The organism is Enterobacter sp. 61D5 (genome assembly GCF_034107965.1).
GTDB classification, from domain to species: Bacteria; Pseudomonadota; Gammaproteobacteria; order Enterobacterales; family Enterobacteriaceae; genus Enterobacter; species Enterobacter cloacae_M.
The window spans coordinates 46390-61291 of the sequence record NZ_JAWNFK010000009.1 but is presented as its reverse complement, the minus strand read 5'-3'; the positions used below and the strand labels follow the sequence as shown (position 1 = coordinate 61291).

Annotated in this window: 12 protein-coding genes and 4 tRNA genes; 15 read left to right on the top strand and 1 reads right to left on the bottom strand. The window is 54.9% G+C overall.

The genetic code is table 11. The features are described 5' to 3' along the window. The first annotated feature begins 190 nt into the window (after positions 1 to 190). From wecA to UTM25_RS11465, 15 genes are all read left to right on the top strand, one after another. Positions 191 to 1294, top strand: coding sequence for a UDP-N-acetylglucosamine--undecaprenyl-phosphate N-acetylglucosaminephosphotransferase (wecA, locus tag UTM25_RS11535; RefSeq protein ID WP_023309645.1), 1104 nt, complete (start codon positions 191 to 193; stop codon positions 1292 to 1294). A 13-nt stretch (positions 1295 to 1307) separates the two neighbouring features. Further along, positions 1308 to 2354 carry an ECA polysaccharide chain length modulation protein gene (wzzE, locus tag UTM25_RS11530; protein ID WP_023309644.1) on the top strand — a complete coding sequence of 349 codons (1047 nt, stop codon included), beginning with the start codon at positions 1308 to 1310 and terminating at the stop codon, positions 2352 to 2354. A gap of 56 nt (positions 2355 to 2410) precedes the next feature. Next, a complete protein-coding gene (gene wecB, locus UTM25_RS11525; protein ID WP_194401855.1) occupies positions 2411 to 3541 on the top strand; it encodes a non-hydrolyzing UDP-N-acetylglucosamine 2-epimerase in 1131 nt (376 codons plus the stop codon). Then, positions 3538 to 4800, top strand: a complete 1263-nt coding sequence (gene wecC, locus UTM25_RS11520; protein ID WP_194401854.1) for a UDP-N-acetyl-D-mannosamine dehydrogenase — start codon at positions 3538 to 3540, stop codon at positions 4798 to 4800. Before wecB ends, wecC begins: the two co-directional genes overlap by 4 nt. Further along, the gene (gene rffC, locus UTM25_RS11515) at positions 4797 to 5474 is read left to right on the top strand and encodes a dTDP-4-amino-4,6-dideoxy-D-galactose acyltransferase (RefSeq protein ID WP_194401853.1); all 678 of its coding nucleotides are present in this window, start codon (positions 4797 to 4799) and stop codon (positions 5472 to 5474) included. Before wecC ends, rffC begins: the two co-directional genes overlap by 4 nt. A 4-nt stretch (positions 5475 to 5478) precedes the next feature. Then, the gene (rffA, locus tag UTM25_RS11510) at positions 5479 to 6609 is read left to right on the top strand and encodes a dTDP-4-amino-4,6-dideoxygalactose transaminase (RefSeq protein WP_023309640.1); all 1131 of its coding nucleotides are present in this window, start codon (positions 5479 to 5481) and stop codon (positions 6607 to 6609) included. 1 nt (position 6610) lies between these two features. Next, positions 6611 to 7861, top strand: coding sequence for a lipid III flippase WzxE (wzxE, locus tag UTM25_RS11505; protein WP_194401852.1), 1251 nt, complete (start codon positions 6611 to 6613; stop codon positions 7859 to 7861). Next, positions 7858 to 8937, top strand: a complete 1080-nt coding sequence (locus UTM25_RS11500) for a TDP-N-acetylfucosamine:lipid II N-acetylfucosaminyltransferase (RefSeq protein WP_194401851.1) — start codon at positions 7858 to 7860, stop codon at positions 8935 to 8937. Before wzxE ends, UTM25_RS11500 begins: the two co-directional genes overlap by 4 nt. Beyond that, positions 8934 to 10286 carry an ECA oligosaccharide polymerase gene (gene wzyE, locus UTM25_RS11495; RefSeq protein ID WP_194401850.1) on the top strand — a complete coding sequence of 451 codons (1353 nt, stop codon included), beginning with the start codon at positions 8934 to 8936 and terminating at the stop codon, positions 10284 to 10286. The genes UTM25_RS11500 and wzyE overlap by 4 nt, the downstream gene beginning before the upstream one ends. Positions 10287 to 10298: 12 nt before the next feature. Further along, entirely contained in the window at positions 10299 to 11039 is a 741-nt protein-coding gene (gene wecG / locus UTM25_RS11490) for a lipopolysaccharide N-acetylmannosaminouronosyltransferase (protein ID WP_029739560.1), read from the top strand. Positions 11040 to 11236: 197 nt separating this feature from the next. Continuing rightward, positions 11237 to 12622, top strand: coding sequence for a bifunctional threonine/serine APC transporter ThrP (thrP, locus tag UTM25_RS11485; protein ID WP_194401849.1), 1386 nt, complete (start codon positions 11237 to 11239; stop codon positions 12620 to 12622). 102 nt (positions 12623 to 12724) lie between these two features. After that, positions 12725 to 12801, top strand: a tRNA-Arg gene (locus UTM25_RS11480). Positions 12802 to 12868: 67 nt separating this feature from the next. Beyond that, positions 12869 to 12944, top strand: a tRNA-His gene (locus UTM25_RS11475). Between the two features lie 22 nt (positions 12945 to 12966). After that, positions 12967 to 13052, top strand: a tRNA-Leu gene (locus UTM25_RS11470). A 45-nt stretch (positions 13053 to 13097) separates the two neighbouring features. Next, a tRNA-Pro gene (locus tag UTM25_RS11465) sits at positions 13098 to 13174 on the top strand. Between the two features lie 507 nt (positions 13175 to 13681). Here the strand turns inward: UTM25_RS11465 and UTM25_RS11460 are convergent. Beyond that, a complete protein-coding gene (locus UTM25_RS11460; RefSeq protein ID WP_194401848.1) occupies positions 13682 to 14893 on the bottom strand; it encodes an MFS transporter in 1212 nt (403 codons plus the stop codon). Positions 14894 to 14902: the final 9 nt, after the last annotated feature.

Genomic DNA, 14902 nt, shown 5'->3' with positions numbered 1-14902 from the left:
GACTATACGCTAGTACTACCTACTCCCAATTTTGACCGGTCGGTGCGACAATAGAGCCGTTTCTGCATCCTGAGAAATAATTGATTGAAAAATATACAAAGGGAGTTGTTAGAAGCCATCTTTATTACTTCTGAGGTTGTGGCTTCATGGTTATACTTCCGGGCCTAACAATTGTTGAGAGCAATCCATTGTGAATCTATTCACTGCCGTTACTGAACTGATCAGTATTTTTTTATTCACAACCTGTTTTTTGTTCATTGCACGCAAGGTGGCAAAACGAATAGGGTTGGTGGATAAACCTAATTTTCGTAAACGCCATCAGGGTCTTATTCCTTTAGTCGGCGGAATTTCTGTTTACGCAGGGATTTGCTTCACGTTTGGAATCGCCGACTATTATATTCCGCATGCCGCCCTGTACATTGCCTGCGCCGGTGTCCTGGTGTTAGTTGGGGCTCTTGATGACCGATTCGATATCGCGGTGAAAATACGCGCCACCGTTCAGGCGGCCATTGGCGTGGTGATGATGGTTGTGGGTGGACTGTATCTGCGAAGCCTCGGCTATGTGTTTGGCCCCTGGGAGTTAGTCCTGGGTCCATTTGGCTTCTTCCTGACACTTTTTGCCGTCTGGGCGGCAATCAATGCTTTCAACATGGTGGATGGCATTGACGGCCTGCTCGGTGGGTTGTCATCCGTCTCGTTCGCCGCTATCGGCATTATTTTATGGTTTGATGGTCAGTACAGTCTGGCAATGTGGTGTTTTGCCATGATTGCCGCCATTCTGCCTTATATCCTCTTAAACCTCGGTGTGCTAGGTCGTCGCTATAAAGTCTTTATGGGAGACGCGGGCAGTACGCTGATTGGTTTTACGGTTATCTGGATCCTGCTTGAAACCACACAGGGTCAAACCCATCCGATAAGTCCCGTAACCGCGCTGTGGATTATTGCCATTCCATTAATGGATATGGTGGCGATTATGTATCGCCGCCTGCGCAAAGGGATGAGTCCTTTCTCTCCTGACCGCCAACACATTCATCACCTCATCATGCGTGCGGGTTTTACTTCTCGTCAGGCGTTTGTGCTGATTACTCTGGCAGCCGCTATTTTGGCCGCAATTGGTGTGGCTGCAGAATATTCTCATATCATTCCTGAGTGGGTTATGTTGGCATTATTCTTGCTGGCATTTTTCCTGTACGGCTACTGCATTAAGCGCGCATGGAAAGTGGCGCGTTTTATTAAACGTCTTAAACGCAGGATGCGTCGTAACAGTGGCAAAAATACAACATTAACTAAGTAAAACCGGGACTATGATGACTCAACCGTTGGCGGGAGCGAAATCAGTGGTAACTGAGAATGAACTGGATATTCGGGGTTTGTTTCGCGTGTTATGGGCAGGCAAACTTTGGATTGCGGGGATTGCGCTGGGGTTTGCCCTGTTAGCGCTGGCCTATACGTTCTTTGCAAAGCAAGAGTGGAGCGCCACGGCAATCACAGACAAGCCAACGGTTAACATGCTCGGGGGATACTATTCCCAGCAGCAATTCCTGCGTAACCTGGACATCAAAGCCAGTCTTGCTACGCCTGACCAGGCTTCCGTTATGGATGAAGCCTATAAAGAGTTTGTGATGCAGCTGGCATCGTGGGATACCCGCCGCGATTTCTGGTCCCAGACGGATTACTACAAGCAGCGCCGGGTTGATAATACAAAAGCCGATGCCGCCCTGCTGGACGATCTGATTAACAATATTCAGTTTATGCCGGGCGACGCGCTGCGTAGCGTGAATGACAGCGTCAAGCTGATTGCAGAAACCGCGCCGGATGCCAACAACCTGTTGCGTCAGTATGTCGCGTTTGCCAGCCAGCGTGCCGCAAGCCATCTTAACGAAGAGCTTAAAGGTGCCTGGGCGGCTCGTACCATCCAGATGAAAGCCCAGGTGAAACGTCAGGAAGAGGTGGCGAATACTATTTTCGGTCGCCGCGTGCATAACATTGAGCAGGCGCTGAAAATTGCGGAACAGCACAATATTTCCCGTACTGAGACGGACGTGCCGGCCGATGAGCTGCCTGACTCTGAAATGTTCCTTCTTGGTCGCCCTATGCTGCAGGCGCGGCTGGAAAACCTGAAGGCCGTCGGTCCTGATTTTGACCTCGATTACGATCAAAATCGCGCGATGCTCAATACGCTTAATGTCGGCCCATCCCTGGACCCGCGTTTTCAGACCTATCGTTATTTGCGAACGCCTGAAGAACCTGTAAAACGCGACAGTCCGCGTCGTGCATTCCTGATGATCATGTGGGGGATTGTAGGCGCATTGACGGGCGCTGGCGTGGCGTTAACGCGTCGTCGCAAAAACTAAGAACGCCGTCTACGATGAAGGCTGCGGCCTTCATCGCCTAATCGAAGAGAATCGATGTGAAAGTACTAACCGTATTTGGCACCAGGCCGGAGGCCATTAAGATGGCACCTCTGGTTCATGCGCTGGCCTGCGATCCTGATATTGAAGCGAAAGTCTGCGTCACGGCTCAACACCGTGAGATGCTCGATCAGGTTTTAACGCTCTTCTCCATCGTCCCGGATTACGACCTTAATATTATGAAACCGGGGCAAGGGCTAACGGAGATAACCTGTCGCATTCTGCAAGAGCTTAAGCCGATCCTGGAGTCATTCAAGCCTGACGTCGTGCTGGTACACGGTGACACCACCACAACCGTGGCGACAAGCCTGGCCGCGTTTTACCAGCGAATTCCCGTAGGGCATGTTGAGGCGGGTCTGCGTACCGGCAATCTTTATTCGCCGTGGCCGGAGGAGGCCAACCGCACGTTAACGGGTCATCTTGCGATGTACCACTTTGCGCCAACGGAAAACTCTCGTCAGAACCTGCTGCGTGAAAATATCGCCGATAACAAAATCTTTGTGACCGGCAATACGGTCATTGACGCGTTAATTTGGGTACGTGACCGCGTCCTGGCAAACAGCGATCTTCAGAAAGAGCTCGCTGCCCGCTATCCGTTCCTTCACAACGGCAAAAAAACGATTCTGGTCACTGGCCACCGTCGCGAGAGCTTTGGTCGGGGTTTTGAGCAAATCTGTCACGCGCTGGCTGAAATCGCCGCGCAGAATGACGATGTGCAAATTGTCTATCCAGTACACCTTAACCCTAACGTCAGCGAGCCGGTTAACCGGATCCTGGGCCATGTCGAAAATGTCCTTCTGATTGAACCTCAGGACTACATGCCGTTTGTCTGGCTGATGAACCACGCCTGGCTGATCCTCACCGATTCCGGCGGAATTCAGGAAGAAGCGCCATCCCTCGGCAAACCGGTACTGGTGATGCGTGAAACGACCGAACGTCCGGAAGCCGTCAAAGCCGGTACGGTGCGTCTGGTCGGCACCAACGTGCAGCTCATCGTCGAAGAGGTCACGCGCCTGCTGCATGACGATGAAGCGTATCAGGCGATGAGCCGGGCCCATAATCCGTATGGAGACGGGCAGGCTTGTGGCCGTATTTTGCATGCACTTAAACACAATCGGGTATCGCTATGAGTTTTACTACCATCTCTGTCATTGGTCTTGGCTACATTGGCTTGCCTACTGCGGCCGCGTTTGCCTCTCGTCAGCAACAGGTTGTTGGTGTGGATATCAACGCACGGGCGGTAGAAACTATTAACCGTGGCGAGATTCATATTGTGGAGCCCGATCTTGACCGCGTGGTGAAAGAGGCGGTGGAGGGGGGCTTCCTGCGTGCCAGCACGACGCCAGTTGAAGCGGATGCCTACCTGATTGCCGTCCCCACCCCGTTTAAAGGTGACCACGAGCCCGACATGGCATTCGTTGAGGCGGCGGCAAAATCCATCGCGCCTGTGCTGAAGAAAGGGGCGCTGGTGATCCTGGAATCGACCTCTCCGGTCGGCGCTACCGAGCAGATGGCACAGTGGCTGGCCGAGGCGCGTCCTGATTTAAGCTTCCCGCAGCAGGTGGGTGAGCAGGCGGATATCAACATCGCCTACTGTCCGGAGCGCGTGCTGCCGGGCCAGGTGATGGTCGAACTGATTAAAAACGACCGCGTCATAGGCGGTATGACGCCCGTCTGTTCCGAACGTGCCAGCGCGCTGTACAAGATTTTCCTGGAAGGTGAGTGCGTGGTGACCAACTCCCGCACCGCCGAGATGTGCAAGCTGACAGAGAACAGCTTCCGCGACGTCAATATCGCCTTTGCGAACGAACTGTCGCTAATTTGCGCCGATCAGGGGATTAACGTCTGGGAGCTGATTAGCCTGGCGAATCGCCATCCGCGTGTAAACATTCTCCAGCCAGGCCCGGGCGTGGGTGGACACTGTATCGCCGTCGATCCGTGGTTTATCGTGGCGCAAAATCCGGCGCAGGCGCGTCTGATTCGCACCGCGCGTGAAGTGAACGACAGCAAGCCTCACTGGGTGCTCAATCAGGTTAAAGCGACGGTAGCGGATTGTCTGGCAGAGAGCGGCAAGCGCGCCAGCGAGCTGAAAATTGCCTGCTTTGGTCTGGCATTTAAACCCAATATTGACGATCTGCGTGAAAGCCCGGCGATGGAAATTGCCGAGATGATTGCCGAATGGCACAAGGGTGAAACGCTGGTGGTTGAGCCGAATATCCATGAATTACCGGCAAAACTGGCGGGGCACTGCACGCTGACGGCGCTGGACGACGCGCTGGTGACGGCGGACGTGCTGGTGCTGCTGGTAGATCATAAAGAGTTTAAAGCCACGTCCGGCAATGCCGTTCGTCAGCAGTATATTGTGGATACCAAAGGTGTCTGGCGTTGAATAGCCTGAATGGGGTGCTCGAGTCCCTGCAGTGGGAGAGTGCCTTTTTCGGCCTGCCGTCGGCCATCGTACGTGTGCGCGATGACGCGCCGGTGCTGGCTGAATCAGATTTTATCGCCTGGCAACGGGTGCAGGCTAAGATCCCGGCGGAGCGCGCCGATCTGCTTGATGCGCTCCAGCAGCACGGCTTTCAGCTGGTTGAAGGTGAGGTAGACCTTTCCATTACCCTTACCCGGCACGATGCGTCCGACGCGGAAATTGCAAACGAACAGGACATCCCCGTGCTGCGTCAGATGGCGGCCCAGGCATTTTCACAGAGTCGCTTTCGTGCTCCCTGGTATGCACCTGACGATAGCGGACGTTTCTATGCCCAGTGGATAGAGAATGCGGTCAAAGGCACCTTTGACCACGTCTGCCTGGTTTTCCGTGCAGGGGATGGTCAAATCCAGGGGTTCGTCTCGCTGCGTAAGCTCAACGAGCGCGAGGCGCGCATTGGCTTATTAGCCGGGCGCGGCATGGGTGAGAAACTCATGCAGGCGGCGCTGCACTGGGCGCAGCAGCAACAGCTTGTGACGCTGCGGGTCGCGACCCAACTGGGCAACACCGCCGCGCTTAAACGTTATATTGCGAGTGGTGCCAACATCGACGCCACCGCCTACTGGTTATACAGGTGACAAGATGATTCCATTTAACGCACCACCCGTTGTCGGAACTGAACTCGACTATATGCAGTCTGCCATGGGCAGCGGCAAACTCTGTGGTGACGGCGGTTTTACCCGTCGCTGTCAGCAGTGGATGGAACAGCGTTTTCGCAGCGCCAAAGTGCTGCTGACCCCGTCCTGTACGGCATCGCTGGAAATGGCGGCACTGTTGCTGGATATCCAGCCCGGTGATGAAGTGATTATGCCGAGCTATACCTTCGTTTCCACCGCAAACGCCTTTGTCCTGCGCGGAGCGAAAATCGTCTTTGTGGATATCCGCCCGGATACCATGAACATTGATGAGACGCTGATTGAAGCGGCGATCACCGACAAAACGCGCGCGATCGTGCCGGTTCACTACGCGGGTGTGGCCTGTGAAATGGACACCATCATGGCCATCGCCAAAAAACATAATCTGTTCGTGGTGGAAGATGCCGCGCAGGGCGTGATGTCCACCTACAAGGGACGCGCGCTGGGCACTATCGGCCACATTGGCTGCTTCAGCTTCCACGAAACCAAAAACTACACGGCGGGTGGAGAAGGTGGCGCGACGCTGATTAACGACCGGGCTCTCGTGGAGCGTGCGGAAGTGATCCGCGAAAAAGGCACCAACCGCAGCCAGTTCTTCCGGGGACAGGTGGATAAATACACCTGGCGCGACATCGGGTCCAGCTATCTGATGGCGGATCTGCAGGCGGCATATCTGTGGGCGCAGCTGGAAGCGGCGGAACGTATCAACCTTCAGCGTCTTTCCCTGTGGCAAACGTATTACGATGCGCTTGAGCCGCTCGCCAAAGCCGGGCGTATTGAGCTGCCGACCATCCCGGCGGATTGCGTCCACAACGCGCATATGTTCTACATCAAGCTGCGCGATAACGATGACCGCAGCGAGCTCATCGCCTGGCTGAAAGAGGCCGAAATTATGGCGGTGTTCCACTACATCCCGCTGCACTCCAGCCCGGCCGGCGAAGCGTTTGGCACGTTCGCGGGTGAAGATCGTTACACCACGAAAGAAAGTGAGCGTTTGCTTCGCCTGCCACTGTTCTACAACCTCGCGCCTGTTAACCAGCGGACGGTGATTAATACCCTTCTGAGTTATTTCGGCTGATATGTCTCTGGCAAAAGCATCGGTGTGGACCGCCGCGTCCACGCTTGTAAAAATTGGCGCCGGGCTGCTGGTCGTCAAGCTGCTGGCCGTCTCATTTGGCCCCTCTGGCGTGGGGCTGGCGGGTAATTTCCGCCAGCTCGTTACCGTCCTTGGGGTGCTGGCCGGCGCCGGTATTTTCAACGGCGTCACCAAATACGTTGCGCAGTATCATGATGATGCGGCTCAGCTGCGCAGGGTGGTGGGTACCTCTTCGGCGATGGTCACGGGTTTTTCGACCCTGATGGCGATTGTCTTTCTGCTGGCGGCGGCACCCATCAGCCAGGGATTGTTCGGGCACACTCATTATCAGGGGCTGGTGCGTCTGGTCGCGTTGGTTCAGATGGGCATTGCCTGGGCAAACCTGCTGCTGGCGCTGATGAAAGGTTTTCGTGATGCCGCCGGGAACGCGCTTGCCTTAATCCTGGGCAGCGTCATCGGCGTGATTGCCTATTACTTCTGCTATCGCCTTGGCGGCTATGAAGGCGCGCTGCTGGGGCTTGCGCTGGTCCCGGCCCTGGTTGTTGTGCCTGCGGCATTTATGCTGATGCGTCGGGGCGTCATCCCTTTGAGCTACCTGAAACCGCAATGGGACACGATACTTGCCAGCCAGCTGTGTAAATTTACCCTGATGGCGCTCATCACCTCCGTCACGCTGCCGGTAGCCTACGTGATGATGCGAAACCTGCTGGCGGCGCATTATAGCTGGGATGAAGTCGGGATTTGGCAGGGCGTGAGCAGCATTTCCGATGCATACCTCCAATTTATAACGGCTTCCTTTAGTGTCTATCTGCTGCCAACCTTATCGCGCCTGACGTCCAGACAAGAAATTACGCGCGAGATTTTCCGATCTCTGCGCTTTGTGCTGCCGGCCGTCGCGGCGGCCAGCTTTACCGTCTGGTTACTGCGCGATGTCGCCATCTGGCTGCTGTTCTCGGCGAAGTTCACCGCCATGCGCGATCTCTTTGCCTGGCAGCTGGTGGGTGATGTGCTGAAAGTGGGGGCTTACGTTTTCGGTTATCTGGTGATTGCAAAAGCGTCCCTGCGGCTGTATATCCTGGCGGAAATTAGCCAGTTTGCGTTACTGACAGCATTTTCACACTGGCTAATACCCTCGCACGGTGCGCTGGGGGCGGCTCAGGCCTACATGGCAACCTATATCGTTTATTTCGCCGCCTGTTGCGGCGTATTTTTATTGTGGCGTAAACGCGCATGACTGCACTGATTCACATCCTGGGATCGGATATCCCACACCATAACCAGACCGTTTTGCGGTTCTTCAACGACGAGCTGGCATCGGGTAATCCTGATGCGCGTGAGTTTATGGTTGCAGGTCAGGATAAGGGCCTGAGCGAGGCGTTTCCGGCGCTGACGATTCGCTTCTGGCCTGATAAGGCCGCGCTGGCGAAGGCGGTCATTGCCAGAGCCAAAGCGGATCGTAAGCAACGTTTCTTTTTCCACGGGCAGTTCAATACCGGCCTGTGGCTGGCGCTGCTCAGCGGGGGGATTAAATCCTCCCAGTGCAGCTGGCATATCTGGGGAGCCGATCTCTACGAAGTCTCCCGCGGCTGGAAATTCCGGCTTTTCTATCCGCTGCGCCGCATGGCGCAGGGGCGCGTAGGCTGTGTGTTTGCCACCCGTGGCGATCTCAACTATTTTGCTAAGCAGCACCCGAACGTGCACGGAGAACTACTCTATTTCCCAACCCGTATGGATCCGGCGCTGAACGCCATGGCAAATGACGCGGTGCGTGAAGGCAAGCTGACGATCCTGGTGGGGAATTCCGGCGATCGCAGTAACGAACACGTCGCGGCGCTCAGGGCTGTACATCAGCAGTTTGGCGACACGGTGAACGTGGTGGTGCCGATGGGCTATCCCGCCAACAACGACGCCTATATTGCTGACGTTCGCCAACAGGGGCTTGCGCTGTTTAGTGCAGAAAACCTGCACATCCTTAGCGATAAGCTGGAATTTGATGAATATCTTGCGCTGCTGAGAAAATGCGATCTTGGCTATTTCATCTTCGCCCGACAGCAGGGAATCGGCACGATGTGTCTGCTGATTCAGGCGGGTGTACCGTGCGTGCTCAACCGCGACAACCCGTTCTGGCAGGACATGGCCGAGCAGCATATTCCGGTGCTGTTTACCTCAGACACGCTGAATGTCGAGGTGGTTCGGGAAGCCCAACGCCAGCTCACGCTGGTGGATAAAAATAGCATCGATTTCTTCAGCCCGAATTACCTCACGCCGTGGCACCGCGCGCTGCGTATCGCTTCAGGAGACAAAGCATGAGTCAGTTGCAATTCAGCGGCTTACTGGTTGTCTGGCTTCTGAGCACCCTGTTTATTGCCACGCTTACCTGGTTTGAATTCCGCAGGGTACGTTTCAACTTTAACGTTTTCTTCTCGTTACTGTTTTTGCTGACCTTCTTTTTCGGCTTCCCGCTGACCAGCATTCTGGTCTTCCGTTTTGACGTGAGCGTCGCGCCGCCGGAAATTCTGCTCCAGGCGCTTCTGGCGGCAACCTGCTTCTATGCCGTCTACTACGTCACCTATAAAACGCGTCTGCGTTCAGCGCAGGCTGCAGTCCCGCGTCGGCCGCTTTTTACCATGAATCGGGTGGAAACCCACCTGACGTGGGTGATGCTGATGACCATCGCCCTGGTCAGCGTCGGTATCTTCTTCATGCATAACGGCTTTCTGCTGTTTAAGCTCCACTCCTACAGCCAGATTTTTTCGGCCGAAGTCTCGGGCGTGGCGCTTAAACGTTTCTTCTACTTCTTCATTCCGGCGATGCTGGTGGTCTTTTTCCTGCGCCAGGACAGCAAAGCGTGGCTGTTCTTTCTGGTCAGCACCGTCGCGTTTGGCATTCTGACCTACATGATTGTGGGCGGCACGCGCGCGAACATTATCATCGCCTTCGCCATCTTCCTGTTTATCGGCATCATCCGCGGCTGGATCTCGCTGTGGATGCTGGTTGCGGCAGGCGTGTTTGGCATTGTCGGGATGTTCTGGCTGGCGCTGAAGCGCTACGGGATGAACGTGGCGGGCGATGAGGCGTTTTACACGTTCCTCTACCTGACTCGCGATACCTTCTCGCCGTGGGAAAATCTGGCATTGCTGCTGCAAAACTACGACAAGATTGATTTCCAGGGGCTGGCGCCGATTGTTCGCGACTTCTACGTTTTTATCCCTTCCTGGCTATGGCCGGACCGGCCTGGCGTGGTGCTTAACACGGCAAATTACTTTACCTGGGAAGTGCTGAACAACCATTCCGGTCTGGCAATCTCGCCAACGCTGATTGGTTCCCTGGTGGTGATGGGGGGGGCGTGGTTCATTCTGCCCGGGGCGGTTGCAGTGGGGCTGATTATCAAGTGGTTCGACTGGCTTTACCTGCGCGGCAACGAAGAGACCAACCGCTATAAAGCCGCCATTTTGCACAGTTTCTGCTTTGGTGCCATTTTCAATATGATCGTTCTGGCGCGCGAAGGGCTGGACTCGTTCGTTTCGCGCGTGGTGTTCTTCATGGTCGTTTTCGGCCTCTGCCTCTTGCTGGCCAAACTGTTGTACTGGCTGTTTGACAGCGCAGGGCTTGTGCACAAGCGCGAGCGGCAGGGCAGCACAACGCTGTCGCAAGTCTGAGTAAGGATAGTAATGACTGATAAAATTTCTGCACCGCGCTATGCGCTACGTGGCCTGCAGCTTATTGGCTGGCGCGACATGCAGCACGCGCTGGACTTTCTGTTCGCCGACGGCCAGATGAAATCCGGTACGCTGGTGGCCATCAACGCGGAAAAAATGCTGGCGGTTGAGGATAATGCGGAAGTCAAAAGCCTGATTGAAGCGGCTGAATTTAAATACGCGGACGGGATCAGCGTAGTCCGCTCTATCCGTAAAAAGTATCCTGACGCTAATGTATCCCGCGTGGCGGGTGCCGATCTCTGGGAGCAGCTTATGGCCCGCGCAGGTGCGCAGGGTACGCCCGTGTTCCTGATTGGCGGGAAGCCGGAGATACTGGCCCAGACGGAGGAGAAACTGCGTCGTCAATGGAATGTTAATATCGTCGGCAGCCAGGATGGTTACTTCAAACCGGAAGATCGACAGGCTTTGTTTGAGCGCGTTCGTGACAGCGGGGCGAAAATTGTCACCGTGGCGATGGGCTCCCCGCGTCAGGAGATCCTGATGCGTGACTGCCGTCTGGTCTGTCCTGATGCCCTCTACATGGGCGTCGGCGGCACGTACGACGTCTTTACCGGCCACGTTAAGCGTGCGCCAAAGGTCTGGCAAAATCTGGGGCTGGAGTGGCTTTACCGGCTGCTATCGCAACCGACGCGCATAAAACGACAGATCCGTCTGCTTCGCTACCTCGCCTGGCATTACACCGGGAAAATGTAATCAAAATGTAGCGCGATATGCTATTCGCGCTGCAACTCGCCTGCAAAACTGCTGATAATCTGTGCAATGCATTCATTTTTTTAATGCATCGTTTGCCATTTGGCAGATTTTAGGAAACCATTCGCTCCGTATTTTAGTACCCCTAAAAAACAATACCCGGTATTAAGCCGGGAAACAGCAAACACAATCGAGGATCTATGGCAGAGAAACAACCGGAGCTACAGCGTGGGCTGGAAGCTCGTCATATTGAACTGATAGCGCTGGGCGGCACTATCGGCGTGGGCCTGTTTATGGGCTCCGCAAGCACGCTCAAATGGGCAGGCCCTTCCGTATTACTGGCGTATATTATCGCCGGGCTGTTTGTTTTCTTCATTATGCGTTCCATGGGCGAAATGCTCTTCCTGGAGCCGGTAACCGGCTCTTTCGCCGTTTACGCGCATCGCTATATGAGCCCCTTCTTCGGATACCTGACGGCCTGGTCTTACTGGTTTATGTGGATGGCGGTGGGCATCTCAGAGATTACCGCGATAGGGGTCTACGTCCAGTTCTGGTTCCCGGACATGGTCCAGTGGATACCCGCGCTCATTGCCGTGGGGCTGGTGGCGCTGGCAAACCTGGCAGCCGTGCGCCTTTACGGTGAAATTGAGTTCTGGTTCGCAATGATCAAAGTCACCACGATTATCGTGATGATTGTCGTCGGCCTGGGCGTGATTTTCTTCGGCTTTGGCAACGGTGGACACGCTATCGGCTTTGGCAACCTGACCGAAAACGGCGGCTTCTTTGCCGGCGGCTGGAAGGGCTTCCTGACGGCGCTGTGTATCGTTGTGGCCTCGTATCAGGGCGTGGAGCTGATCGGTATTACCGCCGGTGAAGCGAAAAACCCGCAGGTCACGCTGCGTAGCGCGGTGGGCAAAGTGCTGTGGCGCATCCTGATTTTCTATGTGGGCGCGATCTTCGTCATCGTGACCATCTTCCCGTGGAACGAAATTGGCACGACGGGTAGCCCGTTTGTTTTAACCTTCGCCAAAATTGGTATCACGGCGGCGGCGGGTATCATCAACTTTGTGGTCCTGACGGCAGCGCTGTCAGGCTGTAACAGCGGGATGTACAGCTGCGGGCGTATGCTCTATGCGCTTTCGAAGAATAACCAGCTGCCTGCGGCGATGAGTAAAGTCTCACGTGCCGGCGTACCGGTGGCGGGTGTAGCGGTCTCCATTGCGATCCTGCTGATTGGCTCTTGCCTGAATTACATCATTCCTAACCCGCAGCGCGTGTTCGTTTACGTCTACAGCGCCAGCGTACTGCCGGGCATGGTGCCGTGGTTTGTTATCCTCATCAGCCAGCTGCGTTTCCGCCATGCGCATAAAAAAGCGATCGAAAGCCATCCGTTCCGCTCAATTCTGTTCCCCTATGCGAACTATTTGACGATGGCGTTCCTGATGTGCGTATTAATCGGCATGTACTTTAATGAAGATACCCGCATGTCGCTGTTTGTCGGGATGATCTTCCTGGCGGCTGTGACGGCCGCATATAAGCTTTTTGGCCTGGGTCGCCGCGGCACCACGCAGAAAGTGGAGGAATAAGCGGCAAAATGTGCAAACCATAACCAAACGCGCATTTTTTTCAAAAAAGCACTAGACAGCGGGGACGGAGGTACGTAATATCCAGCCCCGCAACGGCGCTAAGCGCCCGTAGCTCAGCTGGATAGAGCGCTGCCCTCCGGAGGCAGAGGTCTCAGGTTCGAATCCTGTCGGGCGCGCCATTTTAGTCCCGGCGCTAGAGCTGCGGTGGTCTGAGAAGTAGTCAGTACCGCGTGAAAGAATACAGTGGTGGCTATAGCTCAGTTGGTAGAGCCCTGGATTGTGATTCCAGTTGTCGTGGGTTCGAATCCCATTAGCCACCCCATTATTTGAAAGAGTTGTGAATTGCGAAGGTGGCGGAATTGGTAGACGCGCTAGCTTCAGGTGTTAGTGTCCTTTGGATGTGGGGGTTCGAGTCCCCCCCCTCGCACCACGACTTTTTAAATTAATTGAACTAAAAATTCAAAAAGCAGTACATCGGCGAGTAGCGCAGCTTGGTAGCGCAACTGGTTTGGGACCAGTGGGTCGGAGGTTCGAATCCTCTCTCGCCGACCAATTTTGAACCCCGCTTCGGCGGGGTTTTTTGTTTTCTATGATTCTTCATCCCTGTCATTATTCCCCAACAGTGTCCTTTTTCATTGTCGCAATCCAGCGACATACAACTCATTGAAAGTTAGATAAAAAAATATTTATGGATTTTGCTGTCTCCTCCTGGCGACATATTCCTGCCTTTTCCCGATACGTTGTAGCGCTTAAGACGGCGCTTAGCAGCATAATTTCCTTTTACCTTAAAATGTTGCGTCATGTAAAAGTTATGGGTGTTATGTTGGCACGTTACGTGCAATAATATGCGTGTAGATGCTCATTCCATCTCTTATGTTCGCCTCAGTGCCTCATAAACTCAGGAATGACGCAGAGCCATTTACGGTGCTTATCGTCCACTGACAGATGTCGCTTCGGCCTCATCAGACACCATGGACACAACGTTGAGTGAAGCACCAAATATGTTGTCTTACAGACCTGTTTTAACGCCTGCTTTTATAGCAGGCGTTTTTTTTTGCCTTATTCCCGATACAAGCGCATGATCAGGGCAACCATCAGCAGGGCCGATGCAGAGACAGCATAGAGCGCCTGTACTGAGCCAAACCCTGAAGCCACCGCCGCTGCAATGCCGGTGAAAAGAGAGGCGCTGAGCGTTTGCCAGCGCCAGGCTTTACCGCTGGCCGAAGCGGTTTGCGTGAGAGGAAAACTACTGAGTACCCCAAACGTGCCCGCAGCGAAGAGAACATTCGAGGCCAGATGCGCGATAAAGATCATCCCCAGCGCACATACCGTCCACCTGGACAAAAGCGGCAGAATGCCGTAAGCGGTCAGAAAGATGCTAAGGCAAACGATTATTCGCGGCGTGTGGGCCGCAACGCGCGTCAGGCTCTCTTTTTTTAGCAGCAGGGGGCCACAAAGCTGCCCCAGACTCCTCGCGAAAAGCAAAGGCAAAGCAAGGCCCGCCGCATCCTGAGGACGGAGCTGCTGGGCCAGTGCCGGAAGAAGCGCCATCGCCGGTGAGCCGACGGCGGCCAGCGCCGGCAGGATGAGCAGGCTGCGTTTTTGCCGAACGGTCAACGCCTGCCAGCGTAATGTTGCAGAATCCCCCTTTTCCATAGCGGTGGGGCCTGGTATCGGAGAAAACCGGCGTCCAGCCAGCCATAGCAGTATTAATGAGCCCAGAAAGCTCGCGGCATCAATGGCCAGCAGGGTAAACACGGATGTCTTCTGAAACAGCACCACGCCGAGTCCGGTCCCTAACAATACCTGAGAAGCAAAAATCACATTTTCCAGACAGGTTGCAGCGGGCAGCTCTGCTTCGCTAAGTCCGCGCTTAAAGAGCAATGTCAACGCGGGCCAGCTCATCCCGCTGAGCAGGGCTTCGGTGGATTGCACGGCGAGCAATGCGGCAACGCTGTGGTAACCCACGCCAAGCAGGGGAAAGAGCAGGGCGAGCAGGCCCAGCACCTCGGTCAGTATCAGCAGGGATATCGGCGAAAAGCGTGAGCACAGCTTCTCACCGAAGATACTGCCGATGAAACCTGGTACCGTAGCGAAAAGAAAAGCGAGAGTGAGCAGAGCGGGCGGGGCTGACCACGCTAGCAGCAAACCGAATACCACAACCTGGGTTAGACCATTCCCCAGTGACGAAAAGATAAAAGCACAGGCAAGCAGGCGCAGCCAGCGGTGGCAGCGCAGCGCCTGGATAAGCGCATACAAAAGCGAGTTCATTGAGATTTC

What these genes read in the sequence shown, in the direction of transcription:
- wzxE (WP_194401852.1), top strand. Translation starts at nt 6,611, where the DNA reads ATGTCTCTGGCAAAAGCATCGGTGTGGACCGCCGCGTCCACGCTTGTA.
- wzyE (WP_194401850.1), top strand. Translation starts at nt 8,934, where the DNA reads ATGAGTCAGTTGCAATTCAGCGGCTTACTGGTTGTCTGGCTTCTGAGC.
- UTM25_RS11500 (WP_194401851.1), top strand. Translation starts at nt 7,858, where the DNA reads ATGACTGCACTGATTCACATCCTGGGATCGGATATCCCACACCATAAC.
- rffA (WP_023309640.1), top strand. Translation starts at nt 5,479, where the DNA reads ATGATTCCATTTAACGCACCACCCGTTGTCGGAACTGAACTCGACTAT.
- wzzE (WP_023309644.1), top strand. Translation starts at nt 1,308, where the DNA reads ATGACTCAACCGTTGGCGGGAGCGAAATCAGTGGTAACTGAGAATGAA.
- wecG (WP_029739560.1), top strand. Translation starts at nt 10,299, where the DNA reads ATGACTGATAAAATTTCTGCACCGCGCTATGCGCTACGTGGCCTGCAG.
- wecC (WP_194401854.1), top strand. Translation starts at nt 3,538, where the DNA reads ATGAGTTTTACTACCATCTCTGTCATTGGTCTTGGCTACATTGGCTTG.
- thrP (WP_194401849.1), top strand. Translation starts at nt 11,237, where the DNA reads ATGGCAGAGAAACAACCGGAGCTACAGCGTGGGCTGGAAGCTCGTCAT.
- UTM25_RS11460 (WP_194401848.1), bottom strand. Translation starts at nt 14,893, where the DNA reads ATGAACTCGCTTTTGTATGCGCTTATCCAGGCGCTGCGCTGCCACCGC.